18 protein-coding genes are annotated in these 15,602 nt (G+C 38.7%); 16 read left to right on the top strand and 2 right to left on the bottom strand.

All coding sequences use genetic code 11. The features are described 5' to 3' along the window. The gene (locus BET01_RS18840) at window positions 1-1,194 is read right to left on the bottom strand and encodes an MFS transporter (protein ID WP_120198426.1); all 1,194 of its coding nucleotides are present in this window, start codon (window positions 1,192-1,194) and stop codon (window positions 1-3) included. 259 nt (window positions 1,195-1,453) lie between these two features. Between BET01_RS18840 and rplU the strand changes: the two genes are divergently transcribed. The 13 genes from rplU (at window position 1,454) to BET01_RS18775 (ending at window position 11,043) form a co-directional block, all read left to right on the top strand. Beyond that, window positions 1,454-1,762, top strand: a complete 309-nt coding sequence (rplU, locus tag BET01_RS18835; protein ID WP_120198425.1) for a 50S ribosomal protein L21 — start codon at window positions 1,454-1,456, stop codon at window positions 1,760-1,762. Between the two features lie 2 nt (window positions 1,763-1,764). Continuing rightward, window positions 1,765-2,103 (top strand): ribosomal-processing cysteine protease Prp, encoded by a 339-nt coding sequence (locus BET01_RS18830; RefSeq protein ID WP_120198424.1) that lies wholly within the window; start codon window positions 1,765-1,767, stop codon window positions 2,101-2,103. Window positions 2,104-2,106: 3 nt separating this feature from the next. Beyond that, window positions 2,107-2,397: a 50S ribosomal protein L27 gene (gene rpmA, locus BET01_RS18825; protein WP_120198423.1), complete on the top strand. Its 291-nt coding sequence runs from the start codon at window positions 2,107-2,109 to the stop codon at window positions 2,395-2,397. A gap of 209 nt (window positions 2,398-2,606) precedes the next feature. After that, window positions 2,607-3,890, top strand: coding sequence for a GTPase ObgE (obgE, locus tag BET01_RS18820; RefSeq protein WP_120198422.1), 1,284 nt, complete (start codon window positions 2,607-2,609; stop codon window positions 3,888-3,890). Window positions 3,891-3,904: 14 nt separating this feature from the next. After that, window positions 3,905-4,201, top strand: coding sequence for a ribosome assembly RNA-binding protein YhbY (gene yhbY, locus BET01_RS18815; protein WP_120198421.1), 297 nt, complete (start codon window positions 3,905-3,907; stop codon window positions 4,199-4,201). A 35-nt stretch (window positions 4,202-4,236) separates the two neighbouring features. After that, on the top strand, window positions 4,237-4,854 hold the full coding sequence (gene nadD / locus BET01_RS18810; protein ID WP_120198420.1) for a nicotinate-nucleotide adenylyltransferase: 618 nt from the start codon (window positions 4,237-4,239) through the stop codon (window positions 4,852-4,854). After that, window positions 4,851-5,444 carry a bis(5'-nucleosyl)-tetraphosphatase (symmetrical) YqeK gene (gene yqeK / locus BET01_RS18805; protein ID WP_120198419.1) on the top strand — a complete coding sequence of 198 codons (594 nt, stop codon included), beginning with the start codon at window positions 4,851-4,853 and terminating at the stop codon, window positions 5,442-5,444. The genes nadD and yqeK overlap by 4 nt, the downstream gene beginning before the upstream one ends. After that, complete coding sequence (gene rsfS / locus BET01_RS18800; RefSeq protein WP_120198418.1) at window positions 5,444-5,803, top strand: ribosome silencing factor; 360 nt, start codon at window positions 5,444-5,446, stop codon at window positions 5,801-5,803. Before yqeK ends, rsfS begins: the two co-directional genes overlap by 1 nt. Before the next feature lie 180 nt (window positions 5,804-5,983). Beyond that, window positions 5,984-7,084, top strand: a complete 1,101-nt coding sequence (locus tag BET01_RS18795; protein ID WP_120198417.1) for an ABC transporter ATP-binding protein — start codon at window positions 5,984-5,986, stop codon at window positions 7,082-7,084. Between the two features lie 11 nt (window positions 7,085-7,095). Continuing rightward, complete coding sequence (locus BET01_RS18790) at window positions 7,096-7,962, top strand: carbohydrate ABC transporter permease (RefSeq protein ID WP_120198416.1); 867 nt, start codon at window positions 7,096-7,098, stop codon at window positions 7,960-7,962. Between the two features lie 17 nt (window positions 7,963-7,979). Further along, window positions 7,980-8,870, top strand: a complete 891-nt coding sequence (locus BET01_RS18785; RefSeq protein ID WP_408610187.1) for a carbohydrate ABC transporter permease — start codon at window positions 7,980-7,982, stop codon at window positions 8,868-8,870. Window positions 8,871-8,912: 42 nt separating this feature from the next. Continuing rightward, window positions 8,913-10,286 carry an ABC transporter substrate-binding protein gene (locus BET01_RS18780; RefSeq protein ID WP_120198414.1) on the top strand — a complete coding sequence of 458 codons (1,374 nt, stop codon included), beginning with the start codon at window positions 8,913-8,915 and terminating at the stop codon, window positions 10,284-10,286. A 25-nt stretch (window positions 10,287-10,311) separates the two neighbouring features. Continuing rightward, on the top strand, window positions 10,312-11,043 hold the full coding sequence (locus BET01_RS18775) for a glycerophosphodiester phosphodiesterase (RefSeq protein ID WP_120198413.1): 732 nt from the start codon (window positions 10,312-10,314) through the stop codon (window positions 11,041-11,043). A gap of 148 nt (window positions 11,044-11,191) precedes the next feature. On the opposite strand, the gene lexA is transcribed toward BET01_RS18775, so the two are convergent. Next, entirely contained in the window at window positions 11,192-11,812 is a 621-nt protein-coding gene (gene lexA, locus BET01_RS18770; RefSeq protein ID WP_120198412.1) for a transcriptional repressor LexA, read from the bottom strand. 176 nt (window positions 11,813-11,988) lie between these two features. Here lexA and BET01_RS18765 point away from each other — a divergent pair, with 176 nt between their 5' ends. The 3 genes from BET01_RS18765 to ytvI all read left to right on the top strand — a co-directional run bounded on the left by BET01_RS18765 (window position 11,989) and on the right by ytvI (window position 15,574). After that, window positions 11,989-12,291 carry a LysM peptidoglycan-binding domain-containing protein gene (locus BET01_RS18765; RefSeq protein WP_120198411.1) on the top strand — a complete coding sequence of 101 codons (303 nt, stop codon included), beginning with the start codon at window positions 11,989-11,991 and terminating at the stop codon, window positions 12,289-12,291. Window positions 12,292-12,424: 133 nt separating this feature from the next. Continuing rightward, on the top strand, window positions 12,425-14,374 hold the full coding sequence (locus BET01_RS18760) for a GTP-binding protein (RefSeq protein WP_120198410.1): 1,950 nt from the start codon (window positions 12,425-12,427) through the stop codon (window positions 14,372-14,374). A gap of 138 nt (window positions 14,375-14,512) precedes the next feature. After that, window positions 14,513-15,574 (top strand): sporulation integral membrane protein YtvI, encoded by a 1,062-nt coding sequence (ytvI, locus tag BET01_RS18755; protein ID WP_120198409.1) that lies wholly within the window; start codon window positions 14,513-14,515, stop codon window positions 15,572-15,574. The last annotated feature ends 28 nt before the right edge of the window (window positions 15,575-15,602 follow it).

Genomic DNA, 15,602 nt, shown 5'->3' with positions numbered 1-15,602 from the left:
CTATTCTAACAGTTGATTCTTTTTGTGGTGCTTTCTATAATTAATAATAGAAAGCAATATCACGAAGAATACGTTTACGTATAAGACTCCGATAGAAGCCACAATACCAACACGATCTGCGATTGCTCCGATAATCTGAGGTGTAATAATTCCCCCCATAGCAGAGATTGCAGTAAGAACAGCCATTCCAATCGTAGAACCCTTAATCATAGGACCGGCATTGGCTATGCATGTGGGATAAATTCCAGATAGGAAGAATCCAAGGCCCAGCAATGAGGCAGTTATAAGTGGAAGGCTTTTTGTTGATATAAGTAAAAAGAAACAGGCAGCACTTCCCAATGACAAAATTAATATGATGGTACTTTTATCAAGTCTTGTTGAAAGTGCAGCACAGATTAATCGTCCAGCCATAATAACAAGCCAGGTAAAGGAAACAAGGGCTGTGGCATAAGTAGTGCTCATGACGCCAGTATTTTGCAGATACGTAACGAACCAACCGTTAATGCAATTTTCTAGTCCCAGATAAAAAAATAGAATAAATGCAATTCCGTAGAAAGAATATGATTTTAAGAAGGATTTATCTTGAGAATCATTCTTACTCTTCCCTTTGATTTTATTAACAGAATTCTCATTTAGTAGGGATTCATCCATGGTTCCATAAAGAACTGCAGTTGCTGCCGTCAAAAAGAGAATCAGGTAAAGTACCGATCTCCAGTTAAAGCCTAGCTCCATAAAAATCGCGGTGATAAACGGTGCCAGAAACGCTCCTACAGCGAAAGAGCAATGAAGTAAGTTCAGTTTACTTGTGGCCTTTCCTCCATATATATCATTGACTGCAGAATTATTTAATATGGTGATACTACCTCGAACCAAACCATAAATCAGCATAGCACCGTACATAATTGGAAATGGCGGTAGAAGACTTAATATAAAGAGGCAAATTGGCGCAAAGAGTGTGATTAAAAAAATGGCCCGTTTTTTACCAAGCCTAGATACTGCGACCGGAAACAAAAAACTGGCACTTAAATTACCGATTGCCATTCCAGACAATAGGCTTCCAGCAGCAAGGAAACTGATTCCTGCTTCTGCAATAATGGATGGCAAAATGGCTCCAATAACAAGAACTGCCATTCCGCTGACTGCATAACCATAGCAACAGCGTAGAAAGATGTGATTGTACTTATCCGTTTTCATTACAAAGCTCCTTAAAGATATTTAAAACACATTCATTATACTAAGGGTTCACTGGAAAGACAAGGTCTAGGCATTTTTCCTTAAGAAAAGAGATATTTATTTAAATATCAACGATAAAAATTGGAAAAGTAGTGAAATATTATTGACAGAAGTATCATAGAATGCTATATTAAGTAAGTATGCCGCACAATGAGGTTGAAAAGCTTCCGTGTTTCACGGAACACCATAATTGGCGAGTAATGATAATAGGAGGTGCCATATGTACGCGATTATTGCAACAGGTGGAAAGCAGTACAAAGTAGCGGAAGGCGATATCATTAAAGTAGAAAAACTTAGTGTTGACGCTGGTGAAGCTGTCACATTTGAACAGGTTCTTGTTGTAAACAATGGTGAGTTATCCGTTGGCTGCCCAACCGTAGCAGGTGCTACCGTAACAGGTACAGTTGTGAAGGAAGGCAAAGCTAAGAAGATTATTGTTTACAAGTATAAGAGAAAAACTGGATACCATAAGAAAAATGGTCACAGACAAACTTATACACAGGTTAAGATCGAGAAGATCAACGCTTAATTATGATAAGTGTAACCGTATTTGTTGATTCGAAACAGCATTATTCCGGAATCCAGATGGTGGGACATGCAGGTTTGAAGGACGATCCTCAGGAGGGACAAGAACTTGTCTGTGCTGCAGCATCGGCTCTTACAATCAATATGTCTAACAGTGTAGAGCAATTTACAGAGGATTCTTTTGAAGTAGATCAGGAAGAAGAGTCTGGTACTTTTCAGTTTCGTTTTACCTCAAATGTCAGTTCGCAATCACAACTCCTTATGAATTCGCTCATATTCGGATTACAGGATATTGAGGAGGAATATGGAGAACCATATATTAAAATAAGTTTTAAGGAGGTGTAAATTATGTTAAAGATGAACCTTCAATTGTTCGCTCATAAAAAGGGTGTTGGTTCTACCAAGAACGGCAGAGATTCTGAGTCTAAAAGATTAGGTGCCAAGAGAGCTGATGGTCAGTTCGTATTAGCAGGCAATATTCTTTACAGACAGCGTGGTACTCATATCCACCCAGGCAATAATGTAGGCCGCGGCGGTGATGATACATTATTCGCTTTAGTGAATGGTGTTGTTAGATTTGAGAGAAAAGGCAGAGACAAAAAGCAGGTTTCTGTTTATCCAAAAGCAATTATTGAATAATTGGACCGGCTTCATACATTGACGTATGGAGCCGTTTTTTGCGATACAGATAATGCTTTATTTATCTGTATTTTCTGCCTTTTAGAAGAAGAAGGCAGTATCTGGGAAGAAGAAATACTTCCTTAATTTAATGTTAATTTCAGTTCGAGTCTTACCTTCTTAAGAAGATGGTAGAACTTAAATTGTTGAGAAAGGGAACAGGTGAATAAATGTTTGCTGATAGAGCAAAAATTTATATTAGATCCGGTAAAGGTGGCGATGGCCATGTCAGTTTTCGGAGGGAACTTTATGTTCCATGCGGAGGACCTGATGGCGGTGATGGCGGCCGAGGCGGTAACATTATATTTGAGGTGGAGGACGGCCTTAACACGTTAACAGATTTTCGTCACATCCATAAATATGCAGCCCAAGACGGTGAGGCTGGTGGTAAGCGCAGATGTCACGGAAAAGATGGTGAAACTTTAGTAATTAAGGTTCCAGAGGGTACTGTAATTAAGGATTTTGAATCTGGAAAAATCATTGCCGATATGTCTGGTGAAAACCGCAGAGAAATAATTTTAAAGGGTGGCAGAGGTGGTCAGGGTAATATGCATTTCGCAACTCCTACTATGCAGGCACCAAAATATGCTCAGCCTGGACAAGCCTTTCAGGAGCTTTGGGTTCAGCTTGAACTTAAAGTAATTGCTGACGTAGGTCTGGTTGGTTTTCCTAACGTTGGAAAGTCCACTCTTTTATCAAGAGTCAGCAATGCAAAACCGAAAATTGCTAATTATCATTTTACGACCTTAAATCCTCACCTTGGGGTGGTAGATCTTGATGGAGGCAATGGTTTTGTAATGGCAGATATTCCTGGACTTATTGAAGGCGCTTCAGAAGGAGTTGGTCTTGGACACGATTTCCTTCGCCATATTGAACGTACCAGAGTTTTGGTTCACGTCGTGGATGCCGCTTCTACGGAAGGAAGAGATCCCATTGAGGATATCCATGCCATCAATAAGGAATTAGGAGCGTATAATCCAGAACTGTTGGAGCGCCCACAAATTATCGCTGCGAACAAAACAGATGCGATATTTGATGATGGAGAAGATCCAGTGTCAAAACTGAAGGCAGAATTTGAGCCTAAAGGAATAAAAGTATACCCCATATCAGCGGTAAGCGGCCATGGCGTAAAAGAACTTTTATATGCTATTTATGAACTCCTTAAAACCGTGAACTTAAGTCCTGTTATTTTTGAAAAAGAATTCGACTTAAAGAGATTACGTGATGTTGTACTTCCTTATTCTGTAGAAGTGTCAGAGGATGGAGTTTATGTAGTGGAAGGCCCAAGAATTGATAAAATGCTGGGTTACACCAACTTAGAGACAGAAAAAGGATTCCGTTTCTTCCAGAATTTCTTAAAAGACAACGGAATCTTGGAAGATCTTGAAAAAGCTGGTATACAAGAGGGCGATACCGTCCGTATGTATGGTCTAGAATTTGACTATTACAAGTAAACAAGGAGAATATTATGACAAGTAAGCAGAGATCCTATTTAAAGGGATTGGCGATGAATATAGATCCGATTTTCCAGATTGGAAAATCCGGCCTGACTCCTGAGATTACCAATGCAGTGATAGAGGTGTTGGAAGCTAGGGAGCTAATTAAAATTACAGTTTTAAAGAATTGCATGGATGACGGTTCAAGCATTGCACAGATACTTTCTGAGCGAACTCATTCAGAGATTGTACAGGTAATTGGAAGACGTATGGTTCTTTACAAGCAGGCGAAAGAGGAAGCGAAGAGAAAAATATCACTTCCAAAATAGAACTGCATCACTATCTGGTCAGGGAGTCGAAGTTTATGGGGAAAATAGGGATTATGGGCGGAACTTTTGATCCGATTCATAATGGACATCTCATGCTTGGAGAGCAGGCATATCATGAATACGGTCTGAATGAAGTCTGGTTTATGCCATCAGGGCATCCGCCTCACAAGAAAAAACATGGGGTGACAGACCCAAAGCTGCGCCTTGAGATGACGGCTGCTGCTATAGAGTATCATCCTGGGTTTATTTGTTCTGATTTTGAAGTAAGACGGAGAGGGAATACCTATACAGCCCAAACCTTAAGGCTGCTGGTTGAGAACTTTCCGGAAAACGCCTATTATTTTATAGTTGGGGCTGACTCCCTTTATGAGATTGAGAAATGGTATGAACCGGAGCTGGTGTTAACACAGGCGGTCATCTTGGCTGCGCCAAGGGATTATGAAAATAAGAACCGCTCTTTAGACCAGCAGATTGATTATCTGAGTCAGAAATATGGTGCCGAAATTCGGATGCTGCATTGCAAAGAGATGGATATCTCTTCTGCAGAGCTTCGTGATAAGGTTTCTAAGGGAGAATCCATTGACAGATATGTACCAGAAGAGGTTATGATGTATATAAAAGATCATGGCCTGTATCAGGAGATAGAAACATGAAAGAGATGATCTTTAATCTTAGAAATGATTTGAAGGAAAAGCTGCCCCCCCAGAGATATGAACACAGCCTAAGTGTATCCTTTATATGCACGGCTTTGGCAATGAGGTATCATGCGGATTTGGAAAAATCTGAATTGGCTGGTTTGCTTCATGATTGTGCAAAACACTACGGTGACGGAAATATCATTAAAAAATGTGAAAAACAGAAAATACCCTTATCTTTAGACGAATTGAAGGCACCTGTAGTGCTTCATGCGAAATACGGTGCATGGCTTGCAGAGCATAAATATGGTATAAAGGATACGGAAGTCATTAACGCCATACGTTGGCATACGACTGGAAGACCTAATATGTCCTTGCTGGAAAAAATCGTATTTACCGCAGATTATATAGAACCAAGACGAGATAAGGCGACAGATTTACCTGTCGTAAGGTCTGTTGCTTTTATAGATTTGGATGAATGCATATATTTCATCCTAAAAGGCACTCTGGAATATCTGGAGAGAAAAGGCTATTTTGTGGATTCCATGTCTGTACAGGCATACGAATATTATAAGAAGATCCATGAAGTAAAGAAGGGAGAATTATAATGAATCAATCAGTTGAAATGGTAAAAACCGCATTTAATGCGTTGTCTGATAAGAAAGGTGAGGATATCACAATCATCGATATTCAGAATGTATCAGTAATGGCAGATTACTTTATTATTGCCAGTGGTACAAATTCCAGCCAGGTTCAGGCCATGGTTGACAATGCGGAGAACGAACTTGGAAGAAAAGGATTTGTCTGCAAGCAGATGGAGGGATATCGTTCTGCTAACTGGATCCTTATGGATTATGGCGATATCATTATCCACGTATTCGATCGTGAGAACCGCCTGTTCTATGATTTGGAAAGAATCTGGAGAGATGGTAAGACTGTAGAGTTAGAAGCATTAGATAATTTATAAGTTTATAAGAGCAGAATAAGGCTTAACCATGAAAGACCCTCTTTGGGTAGACAGTTTGAAATAAAACTGACGACTCAAAGGGAGGTCTTTTTTTTACTTTTATTTTACTAAATGATTCTTTTTGATTTTACATCCGTTCTCTAAAATGAAGTTAAGATATAAGAAAGGAAACAGTTTTATATGGCAAGTCTATCTTTGGTAAATGTATGCAAAACATTTAAAAATGGCCAGATTGCGGTGAAAGATTTTAATTTGGATATTAAAGACGAGGAGTTTCTTATTTTGGTAGGCCCCTCGGGCTGTGGAAAATCCACCACACTGCGGATGATTGCAGGTCTTGAAGAAATTTCTTCCGGAGAGTTATGGATAGACGGAGCACTAATGAATCTGACAGTTCCTCAGAAAAGGGATTTAGCCATGGTATTTCAATCCTATGCCCTTTATCCGCACCTTACTGTTTATGAGAATATAGCCTTTAGTTTAAGAGTACGAAATATTCCCCAAATAGAAATTGAAGAAAGGGTAAAAAAGGCGGCAGATATTTTGTGCATTCGTCATCTTCTGGATCGGAAGCCATTTGCCTTGTCCGGAGGACAAAAGCAGAGGGTTGCTATTGGCAGCGTGATTGTCCGTAAACCGAAAGCTTATTTAATGGATGAGCCTCTTTCCAATCTTGATGCAAAATTGAGAACACAGATGCGGGTGGAATTATCCAAGATTCATAAAGAGCTGGGAGCAACTATTATTTATGTAACTCACGATCAAGTGGAAGCTATGACCCTAGGAACTAAAATTGTTGTTATGAATGCTGGAGTCATTCAACAGGCTGCTCCACCGGAAGTTCTTTACAATAATCCAGTCAATAAATTTGTAGCAGGTTTTATCGGCTCTCCTTCCATGAATTTTATTCCTGTTTGGGTGGAGAGAAGAGAAGAACGAATCTGTATTGTATTTTCAAATAACAGGCTGTTTCTGAATGAGGATAACGCTCATTGCCTGATTGAAAGTGGCTATTTGGGCAGAAGAGTCTATTTAGGAATCCGGCCAGAAGATTTTCATGAGACCGGTCCGAAGGAGCAGGCGATTAAATTGAAGGTCGAAATAAAGGAAGTCTTAGGATCGGACATTCTTCTTCATGGAAAAATCGGAGGTAATCCTATCTGTGGAAGGCTGAAACCGGATTTTCCCTCAGAAGCTGGAACGGAAGTTTCTATTTTTGCAGATATGAACCGAATTCTATTATTTGATTTGGATACAGAAGAAAACATATTAGATCATTAAGGGGTAATCCTATGAAATTGAAAAATGTTTCAAGATATTTAAGTCCTTACGTATACATTGTTCCTGCCATAGCAGTTTTTGTATTATTTCTATTTTTCCCTTTTATTAAAACAATTTATCTCAGCCTTTTTAAAACAAACAAAATGGGGCAAGCAAAGTTATTTGTTGGTGGGGGAAATTACTCAGATCTTTTCAGCTCTGCCTCTTTCTTTAACAGCCTTTTTGTGACAGCCATATTTGTATTGATTGTGGTAAGTGTCAGTATGCTCCTTGGGCTGATAACAGCTATTTTGTGCAATCAGTCCTTTCCTGGAATTCGGATATTCAGTACTGCATATGCCCTTCCGATGGCAATTGCTTCAAGTTCCGCAGCTATGATATTTAAGATCATGCTTCATCCAACCATTGGAATCATTAATAAGCTTTTAGGGTTACATACTAACTGGATCAGTGATCCAAGATATGCACTTGTATGCGTAGCGCTTTTAAGTGCATGGCTAAATAGCGGTATTAACTTTCTATACTTCAGTGCTGGCTTAAGCAATATTGATAACACACTTTATGAGCGAGCATCTGTAGATGGTGCTAATTCAGCCCAGAAATTTTTCCGTCTGACTCTACCAGGCCTAAGTCCGATCATGTTTTATACTTTGGTGGTTAATATCATTCAGGCCTTCCAGGCGTTTGGTCAGGTAAAAGTATTGACCATGGGAGGTCCCGGAGAATCTACTAATTTAATTGTTTATTCCATTTACCGGGATGCATTTTTTAACTACCGATTTGGCAGCGCTGCAGCTCAATCTGTAATTTTATTTATGGTTATCATGATTCTGACTTTATGTATGTTTCATTTAGAAAAGAAAGGGGTACATTATTAATGGAATCTGTCATTGAGATGGCTGCAAAAGATATTAATAGCGATGAACTAGAGAATTTTAAGAAGAAAATATTGAAAAAAGCCCTCTTTCGCCGAAGAGCCTCTAAACTTATTTTGACTATTCTAAATTTATTTGTGGCATTGTTTCTTCTGCTTCCCCTTTTATATGCGGTTAGTATTGCATTCATGCCTTCCAACGAACTGTTCACAACGAATCTTAATTTAATACCCAGTACTCCGACTTTTAATAATTTTCGTCAGGCAATGGCTAAGATTCCTTTAAAAAGATTTATTGTAAATTCATTTGTAGTCGCAGGTTTTATTACTATGGGGCAGATTATATCCTGCTCTTTGGCGGCTTTTTCCTTTTCCTTTCTTGATTTTAAAGGAAAAAATGTTTTGTTTATGTTAGTAATGGCTACCATGATGATACCGGGAGAAGCAACCATTATATCCAATTACTTAACGGTAAGTAGTCTGAAATGGCTTGATACGTATCAGGTTTTAATTATCCCTTATCTTACATCGGCAATGGGGATATTCTTGTTCCGACAATTTTACAAATCCTTTCCCATATCTTTGTATGAATCCGCTAGAATAGATGGCTGTTCTAACTTGAGATTTATTTATAGCATCTTAATACCGCTTACAAAATCTGCGATAGGAGCCATGGCGGTATATACCTTTATTAATGCCTGGAATATGTATCTATGGCCCCTTCTTGTAACCGGTTCAGATAAAATGAGAACGGTTCAGATTGGTATTGGTATGTTAGATAGCGTGGATTCGCAGTCGATTTCCATGATGATTGCAGGGGTAGTTATGATAATCGTTCCATCAATTTCTGTCTTTATTATAGGACAAAAGCAATTAATTAGAGGAATGTTCTCAGGAGCCGTCAAAGGTTGACCTGGTTCAGAATAAATATTACATAAAATTTGGAGGATTGAAATGAAAAAGAAAGCATTATCCTTTTTAATGGCAGCTATTATGGTTGCAGGAATGCTGTCCGGCTGTTCTACTCAGACCGGATCCGAAAACATCACTGAATCTCAGACAAAAGAAGACATCACTACATCGGCAGCTCCTGTTGCTTCAACCACCATTACATTCTGGCACTCCATGGGAGGCGTCAACGGAGAAGCGATTAATGCACTTGTAGAAAAGTTTAACAAAGAAAATACTTCAGGGATCACGGTGGAAGCTCAATATCAGGGAAGCTACGACGATGCCATTAACAAGTTAAAAAGTGCGCAGATTGGAAATATGGGAGCAGATCTTGTACAGATTTACGATATCGGAACCAGATTCATGATCGATTCTGGTTGGGTTATTCCCATGCAAAAACTCATAGATGAGGATAAATGGGACATAAATCAGGTTGAACCAAATATCGCAGCTTATTATACAGTAGGTGGTACTCTTTATTCCATGCCATTTAACTCCTCTACTCCAATACTTTATTATAACAAAGATATGTTCAAGAAGGCAGGCATTACTAAAGTGCCGGACAGCCTTCCGGGGATAGATCGAATTGGAGATGACCTACTTAAGAAAGGTGGAGCAGGCGAAGTGATTTCTCTGGGAATCTATGGTTGGTTTTTCGAGCAGTTTACATGCAAACAACAGGCACACTATGCAGATAGTGGCAATGGAAGAGAAGCGGCGGCAACCGCAGTTGATTTTGATAAAAATGGTGCCGGAGTAAAAACACTGACTGCATGGAAAACATTATCAGACAAAGGATATGCTCCTAATGTTGGTAGAGGTGGAGATGCAGGTCTGGCAGATTTCAGCGCTGGAAAATCCGCTATCACTTTGGGTTCTACCGCATCATTAAAACAGATTTTAAATGATGTAAATGGAAAATTTGAAGTAGGAACTGCTTATTTTCCTAAGGTAAGCGATGATGATAAGGGAGGCGTATCCATAGGGGGCGGTTCTTTATGGGCATTAAATAATAACGATGTCAATAAGCAGAGTGCAACATGGGAATTCATTAAATTCCTTGTATCCCCGGAAAGCCAGGCATACTGGAATTCCCAGACCGGATATTTCCCCATTACAACTGCAGCTCATCAGGAACCTGTCTTTAAAGATAATATTTCAAAATTTCCTCAATTTCAGACGGCAATTGACCAGCTTCATGATTCCACACCTCAGTCTGCAGGGGCCCTGTTAAGCATCTTTCCAGAGGCAAGGCAAACGGTGGAAACTGAAATTGAAAACATGATTAATAACAAAGGAACGCCAGAGGCGGCAGTCACAAAAATGGGTGAGAGTATAAATAAATCCATTACAGATTATAATCTCTTAAATAAATAATTGGAACCGGAAAGGATATTAACAGATGAAGACAAAGGTTTGGGCCCACAGAGGAGCATCTGCTTATGCGCCAGAAAATACATTGGAAGCATTTAAACTGGCAATCGAGCAGCATGCAGACGGTGTGGAATTAGATGTACAGCTTACAAAAGACGGGAGACTGGCAGTAATTCATGATGAGACCATTGATCGTACCTGTAACGGTACTGGTTATGTAAAAAATTTCACTATGGCTGAATTAAAGCAGTTTACTTGTAATAAAACTCATCCAGAATATTCCTCTGCTGTAATACCGGAGCTGAAAGATGTTCTTAAGCTGTTAAAACCAACGAATCTAACTGTTAATATTGAGCTGAAAACCGGAATTTATCGATATAAGGGAATAGAAGAGAAGGTATTAAGGATGGTTGAAAAAATTGGGATGGAGGATAGAGTTATTTATTCCTCTTTCCATCATCCCAGTATTGTAAAAATAAATAAAATTAATCCAGAAGCAAAAACAGGTATTTTATTTTCTGATGGTTGGATTGATGTGATTTACTATGCAAGATTGATCGGAGCAGATGCATTACATCCATCTCTCAATCATATGCGTTCGAAGAAGCTGATCAAAGAATGTAGAAAAAAGAAGATACCCCTGCATGTATGGACTGTGGATGATGCAGATGTAATGAAATATTTGGCTGAACAGAGAATAGGGGCTATCATTACCAATTATCCAGATATAGCAAGAAAAGTGGTAGTTGATAATGAGTAACTCTCATTCATAAAAATATACGTTGCTATAGGGGTTTTTATTAATTTCTAAATGGATGTAAAAGTAAGCAGGCTACAAGTTAACATAATTATATTATGTTAACTTGTAGCCTGCTTACTTTCATATACGTATATTAATCAAAAACATATTAATGTATCCCTAATCGAAACAGGCCGATTACTTTTCCTAAAATCTCTACATGATCTACGATAATAGGATCCATGGAATCGTTTTCCGGTTGCAGGCGATAATGGCCGTTCTCCTTAAAAAAACGTTTTACCGTAGCAGAATCTTCCACTAACGCTACAACGATTTCTCCGTTCATAGCAGTGGGACAGTGCTCAACGATGATCTGATCACCTTCTAGTATGCCCGCATTGATCATACTGTTTCCCCGTACCTTAAGCATAAATGTCTCACCATTGGGCAGTAAGTCTGAGGGAATCGGATAGTAATTTTCAATATTCTCCTCAGCATATAAAGGCTGACCCGCTGCTACTGTTCCTAAAATAGGAACATTCACAACATCCCTGCGTGTTAGATTAAAACAATCATCAATAATCTCAATCGTTCTGGGTTTGGTTGGATCTCTTCTTATGTAACCTTTTTCTTCCAAAGTCTCTAGATGAGAATGTACGGAGGAAGTTGATTTCAAGTGAACTGCTTCACAAATTTCCCGGACTGCAGGTGGATAACCCTTCTTTAAAATCGTCTCTTTTATATATTGCAAAATCTCTTGTTGCTTCGGTGTGATTTTTTCTTGTGCCATAGCACAACCTCCTCAGATCTTTATCATTAAAGCTATAGTAACATATGTTCGAATAAAATGCAAACCTTTGTTCGAAAAAACACAAAACGAATTGACAAACGTATGTTCGTGGTGATATGATTGCCTTATAAAACCAGAACGTGCGTTCTGCAAACTTTTTAGGAGGTATCTGTACTATGAAACACATAATTGCGCTGTTTTTAATCTCATTTCTTGGATTTCGCATATTTGTCTTCTCGTTAGGATCCGATCCCAGTCGAGCACTTGAAGAGGCAGCCATAGAAAGGTATTACACCTGTATAGAGATTCAACAGGGAGACAGCTTATGGAGCATAGCAGATAAATATTGTAATAACAGTGGAATGACTGTGGCAGAGTATGTGAGGGAATTGAAAAACATGAACGGATTAAAAGAGGACATCATTCACAGTGGACATTATCTAACTGTCATGTATTCTGACTTAGACCAGAACCCATGATTCCCTTTTGCCATATGTCCGGCCGATATGTGAAAATGCGTTGATTTTATAGGAATAATAACTTAGAATAAAGGAAGCGTCTCTAAGAATGAAATACAGACGCAATTTTAATAGCTAAAGGATTATATCATATATGAAAGTAACGTATGGTATTCTGGCACATGTTGATGCTGGAAAGACCACATTTTCTGAACAAATCTTATATCAAGAAAACGTCATCCGATCATTGGGCCGAGTGGACACGAAAACCGCTTGCTTAGACCATGATGAAATTGAAAAAACAAGAGGCATAACGATTTATTCAGATATGGCTGGTTATATTCGTAATAATAATACTTATTATCTGGTGGATACTCCAGGTCACGTTGATTTTTCAGCTGAGATGGAGAGAACTCTGGAAATTATGGACTATGCAGTACTAGTTGTCAATGGTTCCGATGGGGTTCAGGGTCATACTGAGACAATTTGGAGACTTCTTGAACGATATCAAATCCCTGTATTTCTTTTTATCAATAAATTAGATCTGGCCTCGGCATCCTATGAACGTACCTTAATGGAAATTCAAAGACAGCTGTCCAATCAGGTTTTGGATTTTCAGAACATTAACCTTAAGAATGGAATGGAAGATTCATTCACCGATGATCTTATAGAAAATGTTTCTGAAGAAGAAGAGAGCCTTGTTGATAAGTGGCTGGAAGGTACTATTACTTATGAAGATATTAGGCCTTTCCTGGTAACACAGATTAAGAGTCGTCGTTTATTTCCTTGCTTTTGCGGCAGCGCATTAAAGGGAGAAGGAATGAATGAGTTCCTCTCTGCATTTTATGAACTTACTGAGACGAATTATGAGTCTTCGGATCTGTTTAGAGGCAAAGTGTTTAAGATTCGTTACGACGAACAACAGATTCGTATGACTTATCTTAAAGTATTAAGCGGAAGCATTAAGGTGCGTGATGTGGTTTTTGAATCTGATAAAGTATATCAGATAAGATTATTTCGAGGAGAAAAATATACTACCACAACGGAGGCCTTTGCGGGGGATGTAATTGCTGTGACTGGTCCTGTGAACACTTTGGCCGGACAAGGGCTTGGAGCTTACGAGAATGTGTTGGTTCCTGTACTTTATCCAGCTTTACAGGCTAGGGTTAAGTATCCTTCTGATATTCCCGATCAGACGATCTCACATATATTTCATGTACTGGAAGAGGAGGATCCGTCTTTAAAAAGAGAATGGGAAGAATCGTTACACCAGTTAAAGGTTAATGTTATGGGTAAGATTCAATTGGAAGTTATGGAAGAGACGATTCTAAGAAGATTCCAGGTTCCAGTAACCTTTGGAAAACCCGAGGTTGTGTATATGGAAACCGTAAAAGGGACAGTAAAAGGTTATGGGCATTTTGAACCACTTAGGCACTATGCTGAAGTAGCTCTCAGAATAGATCCAGCTCCTAGAGGTGAAGGCATTCTTTTTGAAAGTGAATGTCATGTTGACAGACTTGGGATTAACTTTCAGAACTTAATTCGTACGCATGTGTTCGAGTATGTTCATAAAGGGGTTTTAACCGGATCGACGTTAACAGATGTCAAGATAGTTCTGATTGATGGTATTTCTCATATTAAACATACGGAAGGTGGAGATTTTCGAGAGGCTGTTTATCGGGCGATTCGACAAGGACTGATGAAGGCTGACAATATCCTCTTAGAGCCTTATTATCAGTTCAACCTATCTGTACCTAGTTCCTTAACTGGAAAGCTACTAAATGACATCACAAGGCGCTATGGAGCATTTGAATTACCGGTTGAAGGGGAAAATGGAAGAACAGTCATTACAGGAACTGGTTCTGTCTCTTCTTTTATGAATTATGGTGAAGAACTTATGGTAATGACTGGCGGACGAGCTGGCATCTCCATGGGATTTTCTCATTATGACATATGCCATAACCAGGATGAAATAGTAGCTTCTTATGAATACAATGCTGATGCTGATGTAAAGAACCCTTCTTGTTCCGTGTTTTGTCAGAAAGGAACTTCATTTGTGGTAAATTGGGATAAGGCGGAAGATTACATGCATACTCTTCGGTAATTCACTATTTTTCTTGTAAATTGGACAAAGTGGAGCGTTAGTGCTTGACACGATTGAGATAAACGATATAATACAACCATGGATTATGGCAATAATGTCTTAGATTTACATGTATTTAACAGAAAGGTAACGTAACTCATGAGTTTAGAAAAACAAAAAGCATTTATTATTCACTGCATATTTGCGTTTATATTATTGATTATTGTGTATGCAGGTGTTAAATATGTGTTTCCGCTTTTAATGCCGTTTGTGATTGGGTTGATTATTTCAATGGCTTTTCGCAAACCCATTGATTTATTAGCAAAGAAGTTAAGAATTAAAAGGACATTTTCATCAATCATAATTTTGATTCTATTTTATGCTTGTCTGACCTTGGTCATCAGCTTGATTGGTGCCAGATTCTTTCAGTTTATCAGTAGTTTATTTAACAATCTGCCGGCGTTGTATAAAGAGACCCTTCAGCCAGCTCTATCCACGTTTACAAATCAGATGTCAGACCGGTTTCCAGTTATTAAAGTATATTTGGATGACTTTGTTAACAACATTGGACAATCTATATTTACGTATCTATCCAATATTTCTTCAAAGGTAGTAACAACGGTCACAGGATTGGCGGGCCAGGTGCCAACTCTATTAATAAAGGTTATCTTTACAATCGTATCTTCCTTCTTTTTCACCATTGATTATTATAAGATCGGCAATTTCGTGTTACGTCAATTTGGTGATAAGCGTAGAAACGTGATTCTTAATTTGAAAGATAATGTTATAGGTTCTTTAGGTAAATTTGTCCGTGCCTATGCATTGATTATTTCAATCACCTTTATTGAATTATCTCTTGGTTTTTCCATAATAGGGATACCTAACCCGTTTCTCATCGGACCGATCGTTGCAATTATTGATGTTTTGCCAGTCTTGGGGACGGGAGCTGTATTGCTGCCATGGTCTATCATTGCCTTCTCAATTGGAGATACGCGAATCGGAATTGGTATGTTGGTTTTATATATCTTTATTACCATAGTCCGTCAGGTATTGGAGCCTAAGATCATAGGACAGCAGATAGGACTTCACCCCATTGTAACTTTGATTTTAATGTTTGTGGGAGTACAGCTAATGGGGATCCTTGGTCTGTTTATGTTACCAATCATAGCTACCATTTTAGTTAAGTTAAATAAAGAGGGGAGCATTCGTCTCTTTAAGTAAGAAGATAGGTATTATTACGAACAACAAA

This window comes from Lacrimispora algidixylanolytica (assembly GCF_003609635.1).
Lineage (GTDB): Bacteria > Bacillota > Clostridia > Lachnospirales > Lachnospiraceae > Lacrimispora > Lacrimispora algidixylanolytica.
Note: the sequence above shows the minus strand (reverse complement) of the source record. Positions and strands in the feature narration are given on the sequence as shown.